This is a genomic window from Mitsuokella sp. AF33-22 (assembly GCF_003475755.1).
Classification (GTDB): Bacteria; Bacillota; Negativicutes; order Selenomonadales; family Selenomonadaceae; genus Mitsuokella.
Window position 1 is genome coordinate 501 of record NZ_QRQA01000026.1, and the last position, 12,261, is coordinate 12,761.

Consider the following 12,261-nt stretch of genomic DNA (forward strand, 5'->3'; position numbering starts at 1 on the left):
CTTGACATTATGCCCGCGTTGCGGGCTTTTTTCATATCGGATACGAACTGAGAGGGAGTAGCTCTTAGGGCACAAGTCAACATACTGGCAATTGCCTGGCTTGTGAATTGGCGTGCCTGTCTTCATGGGCAAGGTCAAAGCGAGACTTTCGGTACAGGATTTCCTGTGCCGGAGTCTCGCTTTTTTACTATATATGTGTATATATCTTTGATCGTATTGGCTCATATCTAGGAGGGTGTTTATGGAAGCATTCTGGTCCGTTTTTCTTGTGGTCTTCTTGGCGGAGATGGGGGATAAGACGCAGTTCCTCGTCATGGCATTTGCGGCAAAATATGATTGGCGCCGCGTCTTTGCCGGCATGTTCTGCGGCATCCTGGTCGTACACAGCCTGTCTGTGGGCGTCGGACGTCTCGTGGGCGATCTCGTGCCGCAGGATATCATGGCCCTGATTGCGGCCGTCCTGTTCCTGGGATTCGGCATATGGACCCTGGGCAGCAAGGATGACGACGAGGAGGAGGCGCATGATTCACGCTTTGGCCCGTTCCTCACGGTGGCGCTGACCTTCATTGTCGGTGAGATGGGGGATAAGACGCAGTTTGCCGCGATGATGATGGCGGCGCAGTATGATTCCTGGGTTCAGGTCCTGTGCGGTGCCGTGGCTGGTATGGTGCTGGCGGACAGCATGGGCATCCTCGTGGGGACTTTTCTGCATCGCCGTCTGCCGGACGCATTCCTGCGCTATCTGTCCGGCGGCATCTTTTTGCTGTTCGGCCTCGTCGGCCTTTGGAATGCGGTCTTCCGTTAATTCTTCCCTTGTTTTTTTCATGAATCTATTGCATAATAGCTTTAGCAAACGGGTGTATCCCGTAGTATGGATTGTTTCAGAAAGGAAGATCTTGCAAGCATGGAACAGTTTTCGACGATGTTCTTGGATTTCATTGCTTCTTGGGGATATGTGGCGATTGCCGTGCTGATGGCGGCGGAGAATGCCTGCATCCCTGTGCCGAGTGAACTCATCCTCGGTTTTTCCGGCTACCTGATCTTTGTCGGACAGATGACCTTTACGGGGGCATTGACGGCCGGCATGATTGGCGGTATGGCTGGTTCCATCTTTGCCTATCTCGTCGGTCATTACGGCGGGCGTGCCTTTGTGGACCGTTATGGCCATTATTTCTTCATCAAGAAATCGCACGTGGATACCGCACAGAACTGGTTTGATAAATACGGCCTCAAGGCGGTCTTCTTCAGCCGCATGCTGCCGGTTATCCGCACGTTCATTTCTCTGCCGGCAGGCTTTGCCCATGTCGACATGAAGAAATTCCTGATCCTGACCTTCGCAGGCGCTCTGCCCTGGACGGCACTGATCCTCTATGCCGGCATGATGCTCGGTGAAAGCTGGAAGATTCTGACGCAGATTGGCCATGAGGCCAGCATCGTCTTCGTCGTCGTGGCGGCACTTGTTGTGGCGGTCCTCTATATTCGTCATAAGCGAAAAAAAAGCGCGCGTGAGAGCGTGGATGCCGATTGATACAAAAAAAGCCATTCCTTTTGACGGGAATGGTTTTTTTATGTCTTAACGCAGCCAGAAGAACAAGATGGGAAAGATGATGGGCAGGAAGGCGCCTGTCGTGATGACGAAGGAGGAGACGGCGAGGTCAGTCGTCAGATGGTAGAGGCGCGATGTGAGGACGGCGTTGATGGCTGTCGGACAGAAGGCGGAGACGAGAAGTGTTCCCTGGACGACGGGATCATCGACGAACAGGGCGATGAGGATGCTGAAGATGAAAGGGGTGATCACGAAGCGCAGTGCGGTCAGTGAGCGCACCTTCTTTTCATAGCGGCGGACCTGTCGGAAGTCGATGAGGAAACCGACGGGCAGCATGGCAATCCAGGCTGCGATGTGGACAAGCCCCTGGAAGACGGGGCCGAGTGCGTCTGGACGGGCGATGCCGCAGGCATTGAGCAGCAGGCCGGCAGCCATGCCGACGAGGCTCAGCTGATTGAGCGAGAAGAAGAGCTCGCAGAAGCTGTGGAACCGGTTGGTCTTGCGGACGGCGTGTGTGTGCTTCATGTAGCAGTACTGGGCCATTGGGAAGATGACGAGCACGAGCAGGATGTTTTGACAGGTACCGATGAGCTGAGTGTAGGCGAAGCCTTCCTCCGCGTAGAGGATGAAGGCGCAGACGCCGCCGAGCGTACCGATATTGGCGAGCATGGCACTTGCGACGTAAGCACCGCGATCCAGCCAGCTCGTGAAGCTGCGGGCAAAGCAGAAGCTGCCGATGGCTCCAGGGATCAGGATGAGCAGGAAGCCGAAGACCGGTACGGTCAGGAGGCTCCACGAGATCGGCAGCACCCAGAAGCTCAGCAATGAGAGGATGGTGTAGATGCAGATGACGTTGAAACGAATGAGCTTGTTGATGGCTTCGCCGGATACAAGCTGGCGCTGATGCAGGAAATAGCCAACGGCCAAGGGCGCAATCAGGTCGGTTACGACGAAAATCAGGCGCAGGTTTGCGTTATCCATGCGGTCACTTCTTTCTGTATGGATGCATGTTGATTTTGCGATGGTTCGTTGGCTAAATCCTATCACTTTTGAGGGTTCCTGTAAATCTGTGATAGAATAATACGTATGAGTGAGGAGGGATATTTTGCGGAATTTATTGCTTGGATCATTTTTCCTGTCGCTGGCCGGCAGCATCTGGGGCGGCATGTTCATTGCCGTACGGCTGTCGATTTTCGTCATTCCGCCGGTTCCACTAGTGTGGATGCGTTACGGCACGGCACTCATTGCCCTCATGGTCATGATGCTGGTGATGCGGTCTTCGTGGTACATTGCGCCGCAAGACCGCAAGCTGTTGCTGTTATCCGCGTTCCTCGGGCAGACGCTCTCCATCGTGACGCAGGAAACGGGCACGATGCTGACCTCGGCGCAGACGGGCTCAGTCATCACGGCTGCAACGCCGGCGTTCATGGTGGTCTTCGGCTGCTGGCTGCTGCATGAGCGTCTGACCTTGGGGCGCGTGCTCTCGGTCGTGCTCGCGACGATCGGCGTGCTCTTCATCGTCTTTGATCCCGACAACATCCAGGTCAATGCGCTCGGCGGGCTGTTCCTTTTCATTGCGGCCGTGACCTGGGCGCTCATGTCGGTCATTCTGAAGTTCCTCTCGCGGTATTCTGTCATCACCGTGACGTTCTACAGCGTGCTTATCGCCTTTGTGCTGCTCACGCCGTATTCGCTTTACTGGCTCTTCACAGCAGCTGATATTCCCGCCATGGCGGAACCGTCGGTCTGGGGTTCGGTGCTTTACCTAGGGTTCATTTCGACGACGGCGGGCTTCAGCCTCTGGAACAAGGGCCTGACGTATATGGATGCTTCGATCGGCGGGCTCTTCATGTTCTTTCAGCCGATTGTCGGCACGCTGCTCGGCTGGCTGCTGCTCGATGAGCCGGTCACCTTCTATTTCTGGGCAGGCTTCCTGCTCATCGCCATCGGCGTTGTGCTGGCCATGCGGGGCGGCAATACGACGGCCGAGGAGAAAATCGCCAGGAGCCGGGAGAAATTGCCAGGCAGCCACAAGTAATGCTTGCATTTACCCTTGCTCCGTGGTATAATTTTTTAGTCGCTGGAAATGCGGCAGAATAACTCTGCTCCTCAGCAGATGGGGAGCCAAAGACCAAAGAGGGAGGTGATTTCGTGAGAAAGTACGAAGTCATATTTATCGTGAAGCCGATGGAAGAAGAGGCAACGAACGCTGTCATCGAGAAGTTCAGCAACCTCATCCAGAACAACGGTGGTACGATTGACAAAGAAGATCGTTGGGGCAAGAAGCGTCTTGCTTATGAGATCAAAGACTGCGCAGAGGGTTTCTACTGCCTGTTCGACATTACGTGCGAGCCTGCATGTGTTGCTGAGTGCGACCGCGTCATGAAGATTACGGATGAGATCCTGAAGCACATGATCGTCAAATCCGAAGAAGAATAATGATGGGGGAAACGCAGCTTTCCTTATGAAAGTACACCGCAAGGTGTCAGGGAGGGAAAACCATGAATAAGGCAATTCTGATTGGACGTCTGACCCGTGATCCTGAGGTTCGTTATACGCAGTCTGGTGTGGCTGTCTGCACGTTTACGCTGGCTGTCGATCGTCGCTTCGCTCGCAAGGATGCCAATGATGGCCAGCCCACGGCGGATTTCATTCCGATCGTGACGTGGCGTAAGCTTGCTGAAATTTGTGGCAACAATCTGGTCAAAGGCCGCCGCATCGGCGTCGAAGGCCGTATCCAGGTCAGAAGCTATGATGCACAGGACGGTTCGAAACGCTATGTAACGGAAATCATAGCGGATGAGGTGGAATTCCTCGATTCGAAGAATTCTGTTTCGCAGCCGGGTGAGTATGGTGCTCCGGCATCAGCTCCTGCTGCACATCCGCAGCAGTCTGGCAGTGCAGGTTCCTTTGGCTCGTCCATCCCTGATGAAGAAATCCCATTTTAAGACAGGAGGGGAATTACTTTGATGAGACGTGACAGAGGCAGAAGACCTCGTAGAAAGGTCTGCTCGTTCTGCGTAGACAAGGTTGATCATATCGACTATAAAGACGTTGCAAAACTGCGCCGCTTCGTAACGGAGCGTGGCAAGATTTTACCGCGTCGTATCTCCGGCAACTGCGCTAAGCATCAGCGTCAGGTGACGGTCGCCATTAAGCGTGCACGCAATATCGCATTGCTGCCGTTTACTGCAGAATAAGATCATAGGCGCTGTACTTCGGTACAGCGCTTTTTTGTTTATCATGTTAGGAGGATCATCATGCGCCGACGCCTTGAGGACGCGATGACGATGCTTACGGATCCGCGTCATTTCAAACTGCGGTTATTCATTGAAGGCAATATCATCGGTATTGCAACGGGATTTGTCATAGCCCTCTTCCGCTTCCTGCTGGAATGCTCGGAAAAGACGCTGCCGCGCCTGTATGCCTGGCTGTCGCAGCATCCCTTGTGGATGCCCGTATGGTTCCTCGTGCTGGCCGGCATCGGCTATGTGCTCTATCGCATCGTCAAACGGGACGGCATGACTTCTGGGTCTGGCATCCCGCAGATCAAGGGCATCCTGCTGGGCCGCATGGATATGAACTGGGCCAGGGTGCTGGTCCTGAAATTTATCGGCGCCGTGCTCGGCATCGGCGCCGGGCTTTCGCTGGGACGCGAGGGCCCGAGCGTCCAGCTCGGTGCCTGCCTGGGGCAGGGCCTCGGACGCCTTACGCACCGTTCCTATGCGGAAAGCCACTATCTCCTGACGGCCGGCGCCGGTGCCGGCCTTGCAGCAGCCTTCAATGCGCCGCTGGCGGGTGTAGTCTTCTGCCTCGAGGAACTCACGAAGAACTTTTCATCCTTCGTGCTCATGGGGGCTGTGGCGGCAGCCGTGACGGCGACGACTGTGACGCAGTATTTCTTCGGCATGGAGCCGGTGTTCCACATGGGCGTCGTACCCGTCATTGATACGGGCAGCATGTATCTGCTGTTGATTGCACTCGGTGCCTTTGTCGGTGCACTTGGCCTGCTCTTCAATCCATTCCTGAGCGGCGCGCAGAACGCTTATGCGAGGATGCCGCTGCCTGCCTGCTGGAAACCCGTGGTGCCGCTCTTTGCGGCCGGTCTGCTGGGCTTTGTGCTGCCGCAGGTACTCGGGGGCGGCAGTCCGCTGGTCGACTCCCTTGTCGTCACGGATTATCCGCTGACCTTCCTGCTGATCCTGCTGGCCGGCAAGTTCCTGTTCACGATGCTCTGCTTTGGTTCCGGCGTGCCGGGCGGCATCTTCCTGCCCATGCTGGTCCTTGGCTCCCTCGGGGGTGCCGTCTTTGCCAAGGCTGCGATTGCCCTCGGCGTACTGCCGGCGCCGTTTGCCGTCAACTGCATTGTCTTTGGCATGGCGGCATATTTTTCATCCGTCGTCAAGTCGCCGATTACCGGAAGTATCCTGATCATGGAGATGACGGGATCCTTTGAGCACATGCTGGCGCTCATCATCGTCTCGATGACGGCCTATCTCGTATCGGATCTCACGGGCGGGCAGCCGGTCTACGATATGCTGCTGGCAAGGAGCCTGGCCGTGCGCGAGAAGATCAAGCGGCGCATCCGCCGCAAGCGCATCCTGCTCGAGCTTCCCGTTGGCATGGGCAGTCAGCTTGCGGGCACTGCCATCGGACAGGTCGCGTGGCCGGCAGGGGCGCTGATCGTCAATGTGCGCCGCGGCGGTGAGGAACTTTCGCCAGCAGGGCAGCTGCATCTTCAGGACGGCGATTATCTCTACATCCTGACGGATGAACGCGATACCTGGCAGCTCCAGGAATTGGCCCGCGAGAGAGTAATAGATAAACAAAATCAATGACAGATTCCAAGGTGATTGTTGGAGTTGATTTATACGCATTTTTGGCGAGGTTGAGCAGATTCTTGGGGAAGACACTTGATAAATTTTGTCATATCTAGTAAAATAATCGTACAATAAGATGAAACAATAAACCTGGTGCTTATAGGAGTGGTAAGTATGTTTTTGGAAGAACGTCAGGATATTATTTTGAGCATGCTGGCTCGTGACGGAAAGGTCCGCGTGCGCGACCTCAGCGAGAAGTTCAAGGTCACCGAGGACTGCATCCGCAAGGATCTCGGCGCGCTCGAAAAGAAGGGCAAGCTCAAGCGCACGTACGGCGGTGCTGTACGCATCCGTGAGAACAGCCATATGGTCGAGGTAAGCAAGCATCGCAATACGGATGTCGAGGCGAAGCAGCGCATCGCACAGGCAGCGGTCAAGCTGATCCATGAGAAGGATATGGTCTTCCTCGATATCTCGACGAGCAATCTGGCCATCGCGGAACTCCTTGTCAAGATGGAGCTTGAGGTCACGGTCGTCACGAACATGATTGACATTCTCGTCGTGCTCGCGCGCAACCCGAAGATTCGCGTGGTCTTTGCCGGCGGCAAGATCAACAAGAGCCGCGATGGCTTCTGGGGCGGCATGACGCTTGATTTCATCTCGCGCCTCAAGCCGGATATTGCCTTTGTCGGTGCTGTCGGTGTCGATGTCAAGGAGAACAGCGTCTCGACGTATGATATCGACGATGGCATCAACAAGGCTGCCATCATCCGCCATAGCAAGAAGGCGTATGTCGTTGCTGAGGCCCGCAAGCTCAGCACGGACGGCAACTACAATTACACGACGCTCGATACGCTGTCCGGCCTCATCACCGATTCGGAACCGGCTCAGGATATCCGTGAGGCGGCTGATTCTTACGGGGTGGAGATCATCCTGCCATGAGTTTGCGTTTTCCCAATCGGTTGAGCTGGCACAATCTATATAGGGGAATCCTGAAAGGACTGAAGGTATATGCTTTTTACCTGGCAGTCCTTTCCGTTTTCCGGCTCCTTTTCCTGTTTGTGCTGCGTTCTTATATGGGCGCGGGAACCGCGGCGCCTGATGTTGAACTGGCACTCTGGCGCGGCTTTCGCCTGAGCATGCAGACAGCCGGCTGCCTTGCACTCGTGAGCTTTGTGCCGGGCTTCTTGCTGCGGCTCGTGTATCCGCGCTGGGAGAACCGCGTCGTCCTCGGCATCAATGCCGTGCTGCTCGCATTGCTCTCCATCCTCTATGTGGCGAGTTTCCCGTTTTACCGCCAGTTCCATGCGAACTTCAATCAGATGATCTTTACGGGGGCCAATGACGATCTCTACGCGCTCTTCATCACGATGGTGCAGCAGTATGCGCTGCCCGTGCGGCTGGCAGGAGCACTGCTGCTCGCGTGGGTGCTCTGGCGCGGCCTCAAGGCCCTGCTCGCCTGCTGTCGGCTGGAAGACTTCGCGGAAGCGATGGTATGGCCGCGCTGGGCGCGTTATCTCGGCCGTCTGGCCTTCCTCTATGTGACGTATCTGGCTGTTTTGCTCGGCATCTTTGGCGGCAGCCTCGGCTGGCAGACGGCTGTGGACTGGGAGAATGCCGGTGTCACCAAGGATGATTTTCTCAACGAAGCCATCCTCGACAACCCGCAGGCGCTTTACCGCGCCTACAATCTCAACAGGCGCATGCTGGCCTGCAACGGCCTTGATTTCACGACGGATGACATCCGCACGCTGGCAGCTTGGCTCTCGCATCGTCAGCCCGATACGGATGATCTCGACGTTTATCTGCAGAAGTCTGCACAGGGACCGGCGGCCGATAAGCCGAAACATGTCTTTGTCATCCTTTCAGAGAGCTTTGCGAACTGGCCGCTGCTGGACAAATACCAGGGCATCCCGATTTCGTATGGCATGCGCAGCCTGATTGCCGAGGATGATACGGATTACTGTCCGACGTTCCTGCCGAACGGGGCCAGCACGGTCTCAGCCGTCACTGGCGTCGTGACCGGCTTTGCCGATGCCAATCTCTATCTGACGACGATGCCGGAGGCCTTTGCGGCCCCGTATCCGACAGCCAGTGCGCCGCAGATGCAGAAGCTCGGCTATACGACAAATTTCTGGTATGCGGGACCGGCCACCTGGGAGCGCATCGGCGCGTTTACGCAGGCGCAGGGCTTTGAGCATTTCTACAGCCGCGGCGATTTCGGCGATGTGCCGGGCAGCGTCTGGGGCTGCGAGGACGAGGTCCTCTACGAGAAGGTGCTTGAGGGCTTGGACCCGGAGCAGCCGAGCTTCAATGTCCTGCTCAATGCCTCGAATCATTCGCCGTATGATCTGGATCTTGAGGCCAAGGGCTTCGATAAGGAGGCCGTGCGCGACGCACTGCCTCCGGAGCACCAGCAGGACGAGGAGCTCCTGAAGGAACTCGGTCATTACTGGTATGCCGATCGCGAGCTCGCGAAGTTCGTCAGAGCCGTCAAGGAAAAATGCCCCGACAGCCTCATCGTCATCGTCGGCGATCATGGCGACCGCTATAACCTCGATAAGACACCGATGACGTACGAGCGCTATGGTATCCCGTTCATCATCACGGGCAAGGGCATCCATAAGGGCACGCTGCTGCCGGATGCCGCCGGCAGCCAGATCGACATCATGCCGACGATCTTTGAGCTCATAGCGCCCAAGGGGTTCTCCTATATGTCGCTGGGCTCCAGCTTGACACGCACGAACCGCCAGGGCGTGAATTACGGTTTCTGGATCACGCGCACGGCCATCGGCAAGGCAGACACGGTCCCGCTGGTCCCTGAGCCGGTGACGGAGGGAGAAGAGCCGGTCATCGATGAGGATGCGATGCAGAATTACATCAATGCCATCCGGAGCATTTCGTGGTGGCGGGCGAAGTATGGCCCTATCCTCGATGCGAGCAGGCTCGAGGACCGCTGAGCCTGTGTGAAGATAAGAAGGATGAATTTATGATGAGCATTACGAAATGCGAGCTTTGCCCGCGGCGCTGCGGCGTGGACCGCACGAAACGGGCAGGTTTCTGCGGTGCAGGCAGCAAGGCGCGCGTGGCCCTGGTTTCCCTGCATAAATGGGAGGAGCCGTGCCTGACGGGCACGGACGGGCGTGGTGCCGGTACGGTGTTTTTTTCGTACTGCAACCTGCGCTGCTGCTTCTGCCAGAATCATGAGATCTCTCATGAGGGACGGGGCATTGAGGTCACGGATGAGCGGCTGGCGGAAATCTTTCTCGAGCAGCAGGCGCGCGGTGCCGCAACGCTCGATCTCGTGACGCCCACGCATTATGTGCCCGAGATCCTGCACGCACTTGAGCTGGCGCGGGCAAAAGGCTTTCATCTGCCTGTCGTCTATAATTCCGGTGCCTATGAGACGCAGGAGACGATTGAAGCACTGCGCGGCCAGGTCGATATTTTCCTGCCGGATCTCAAGTATGCCGATGAGGCGAGTGCGCGCGAGTATTCCCTGGCGCCCGATTACTTTGTCGTTGCCACGCAGGCCATTTCTGCAATGTACGAGCAGGTTGGCCCGTTGCAGTTCGCTGCTGATGGACAGCTCAAGCGGGGCGTCATCATCCGCCATCTCGTGCTGCCGGGGCATCGCCATGAGAGTATGCGTGTGCTCGATTGGATCCATGAGACGTTTGGTGACAAGGTGCAGATTTCGCTGATGAATCAGTATACGCCGATGTACCGGGCGGCGGAGCATAAGGGGATGAACCGCCGCTTGACGACGTTTGAGTATCAGTCCGTCGTTGACCATGCGCTGGAACTCGGTATCACGCACTGCTACGTGCAGCAGGGCCGGACGGCCGATACGAAGTTCGTGCCGCACTTCGACGGCAGCGGAGTACGGGCGGAATAGAATAAAATTTATGCTAGTAATAAAGGTTGTATGCTCAGATGGGCATGCAACCTTTATTATTTTATACCATAATGCATATCAAAAGATAAAATAATACAATTTATTTGATTTTGGGAAAATCGTTATATTTTATGAGATTAAATTTACTGAAAGACTTTTGCGAAAATTCTATTATGAATATAGAAAATATCAGTCGACAGATATTGAACCGACTATTACGAAGCTGGTTCCATTATAAAGGTTTTGGTGTAGTTCTTTTATTTTAGGTGATTTCGTGTGCTTGATGAAAGGAGTTGCTATAGATGCAAAACACACAATTTGCTGAACATGCACCTGATACTGAATTGGAAGAAAATGCAGTTGTCAGTCTTCGAGAAAAAATCTGTTATGGACTTGGTGACACAGCATGCAATGTCGTGTTCGGCATTTGCGCTACGTTATTAACATTTTTCTATACCGATTATATCGGAATCAATCCGATGACGGTTGGTATGATCTTCTTAATAAGTCGATTTTTTGATGGTATTTCGGATGTCATTATGGGCTTTATCACAGATCGCACGCATTCAAAGTATGGCAAAGCCCGACCATGGATTCTTTGGATGTCTGTCCCCTATGCAGTGACTTTTGTTTTACTCTTTTTTGTACCGGCAGATGCATCGGAAACAGTACAAGCTGTGTATATCTTTGTTACGTATAATCTTGTGAATACGGTTGTTTACACAGCACTGAATCTTCCGTATTCAACGATGGGATCACTTATCACACGAGATGAGTTTTCTCGCTCTGCAACCCAGGCTTGGCGTATTTTCTGCGGTCCAATGGGAAAAATGCTAGTGGTTGTCTCGACTCTCCCTTTGGTACATTATTTTGGTAATACACAAAGAAGTTGGATTATTGTCTCTGTTATTTTCTCGGCTATTGCACTTGTTTTGCTGCTCATCTGTTTCTTCAACATAAAGGAACGTGTGGTTATTAAAGCGGCGCAGGGGGTAAAGGTTCCCTTAAAACAGCAACTTAAGGCGTTGATTAGCAATCAGTACTGGGCTATGTGTCTTGGTTTTTGGGGATTGGCGGTCATGATGAGTACCGTCAGTGGCGTCATTATGACATATTACTGCAAATATACATTGGGTGATGAGCTGTTATACAGTCCGCTTTATGCAGCAGAACTCATATCGCAAAGTATCGTAGTCTTGATTGTTCCGCACTTTGTTCCTCGATTTGGCAAGAGAAATCTAACTTTGGCAGGCATTTTACTTGTCATTGTTGCACAGATTGTATGGCTGTGCGCTCCACTGAGCATGTCGGCAGCCATGGCAAGTGCAATCATTCGTGGAATCGGCGTTGCACCGCTTTGGGCAAATGTATTTCCAATGCTTGCTGATGCTGTGGAATATGGTCAATGGAAAACTCATGTACGTCAAGATGGTATGATCTTCAGTGCAGCTTCTGTTGGTTCTAAAATTGGTGGCGGTTTAGCAACTGCAGGTATTGGCATTCTTATGGATTCTGTTAATTACAATGGTTTATGCCAGAGTCAACCGAAGGAAGTCTTGGATTTAATATATGTAGTTTGTATGTATGCGCCAATCATTTTCTCTATCATCATAGCGGTTCTTTGTCTTATGTATAAGTTAGACAAATTTTATCCGCAAGTCATAGCTGATTTACGCGAGAGGGATCGTCAGGGTGTTCTTTGATGCTGGAGGTTAAGGTTTGTATTTTTGTAGTGAGGGGGGCTTTGGTGATGGAATATGCGGTGAATATTGAAATGTTATATCCAGGAATCCCTTTCTGTAACAGAATTGGTCGTGTAAAACAAGCTGGATTTGATGCGATTGAATTTTGGGGATGGCATGATAAAGATATAGATGATATTTTGGGGACATGCAAAAAAAATGGTGTTCGTGTGCAAGCAATTTCAGCAACAGGAAATTATTCTCCTGGTGATCGGTGTTAGCGCCGGGCGAAAAACGCCACTGAGTGTCGGGCGA

Annotated in this window: 13 protein-coding genes; 12 read left to right on the forward strand and 1 reads right to left on the reverse strand. The window is 53.8% G+C overall.

Annotated features, from left to right (window positions below):
• The first annotated feature begins 241 nt into the window (after positions 1 to 241).
• Positions 242 to 805 carry a TMEM165/GDT1 family protein gene (locus tag DWZ54_RS11725; protein ID WP_118476491.1) on the forward strand — a complete coding sequence of 188 codons (564 nt, stop codon included), beginning with the start codon at positions 242 to 244 and terminating at the stop codon, positions 803 to 805.
• A 99-nt stretch (positions 806 to 904) separates the two neighbouring features.
• A complete protein-coding gene (locus DWZ54_RS11730; protein WP_118476493.1) occupies positions 905 to 1,528 on the forward strand; it encodes a DedA family protein in 624 nt (207 codons plus the stop codon).
• A gap of 45 nt (positions 1,529 to 1,573) precedes the next feature.
• On the opposite strand, the gene DWZ54_RS11735 is transcribed toward DWZ54_RS11730, so the two are convergent.
• Positions 1,574 to 2,527, reverse strand: coding sequence for an AEC family transporter (locus DWZ54_RS11735; protein ID WP_118476495.1), 954 nt, complete (start codon positions 2,525 to 2,527; stop codon positions 1,574 to 1,576).
• Between the two features lie 124 nt (positions 2,528 to 2,651).
• On the opposite strand from DWZ54_RS11735, the gene DWZ54_RS11740 reads away from it, so the two are divergent.
• The 10 genes from DWZ54_RS11740 to DWZ54_RS11830 all read left to right on the forward strand — a co-directional run bounded on the left by DWZ54_RS11740 (position 2,652) and on the right by DWZ54_RS11830 (position 12,227).
• Positions 2,652 to 3,584 carry a DMT family transporter gene (locus tag DWZ54_RS11740; protein ID WP_118476497.1) on the forward strand — a complete coding sequence of 311 codons (933 nt, stop codon included), beginning with the start codon at positions 2,652 to 2,654 and terminating at the stop codon, positions 3,582 to 3,584.
• Between the two features lie 113 nt (positions 3,585 to 3,697).
• On the forward strand, positions 3,698 to 3,985 hold the full coding sequence (rpsF, locus tag DWZ54_RS11745; protein ID WP_118016390.1) for a 30S ribosomal protein S6: 288 nt from the start codon (positions 3,698 to 3,700) through the stop codon (positions 3,983 to 3,985).
• A 62-nt stretch (positions 3,986 to 4,047) separates the two neighbouring features.
• On the forward strand, positions 4,048 to 4,494 hold the full coding sequence (locus DWZ54_RS11750; protein WP_118476499.1) for a single-stranded DNA-binding protein: 447 nt from the start codon (positions 4,048 to 4,050) through the stop codon (positions 4,492 to 4,494).
• 21 nt (positions 4,495 to 4,515) lie between these two features.
• The gene (gene rpsR / locus DWZ54_RS11755; protein WP_199497607.1) at positions 4,516 to 4,746 is read left to right on the forward strand and encodes a 30S ribosomal protein S18; all 231 of its coding nucleotides are present in this window, start codon (positions 4,516 to 4,518) and stop codon (positions 4,744 to 4,746) included.
• A gap of 60 nt (positions 4,747 to 4,806) precedes the next feature.
• Entirely contained in the window at positions 4,807 to 6,384 is a 1,578-nt protein-coding gene (locus DWZ54_RS11760; RefSeq protein WP_118476501.1) for a ClC family H(+)/Cl(-) exchange transporter, read from the forward strand.
• A 156-nt stretch (positions 6,385 to 6,540) separates the two neighbouring features.
• Positions 6,541 to 7,308, forward strand: coding sequence for a DeoR/GlpR family DNA-binding transcription regulator (locus DWZ54_RS11765; RefSeq protein ID WP_118016393.1), 768 nt, complete (start codon positions 6,541 to 6,543; stop codon positions 7,306 to 7,308).
• A gap of 134 nt (positions 7,309 to 7,442) precedes the next feature.
• Positions 7,443 to 9,326, forward strand: a complete 1,884-nt coding sequence (locus DWZ54_RS11770; RefSeq protein ID WP_370245777.1) for an LTA synthase family protein — start codon at positions 7,443 to 7,445, stop codon at positions 9,324 to 9,326.
• 32 nt (positions 9,327 to 9,358) lie between these two features.
• Positions 9,359 to 10,264, forward strand: coding sequence for a radical SAM protein (locus tag DWZ54_RS11775; RefSeq protein WP_118476507.1), 906 nt, complete (start codon positions 9,359 to 9,361; stop codon positions 10,262 to 10,264).
• Positions 10,265 to 10,566: 302 nt separating this feature from the next.
• Positions 10,567 to 11,967 (forward strand): MFS transporter, encoded by a 1,401-nt coding sequence (locus tag DWZ54_RS11780; RefSeq protein ID WP_118476505.1) that lies wholly within the window; start codon positions 10,567 to 10,569, stop codon positions 11,965 to 11,967.
• Positions 11,967 to 12,227 (forward strand): hypothetical protein, encoded by a 261-nt coding sequence (locus DWZ54_RS11830; protein ID WP_147369925.1) that lies wholly within the window; start codon positions 11,967 to 11,969, stop codon positions 12,225 to 12,227. The genes DWZ54_RS11780 and DWZ54_RS11830 overlap by 1 nt, the downstream gene beginning before the upstream one ends.
• Positions 12,228 to 12,261 lie beyond the last annotated feature (34 nt).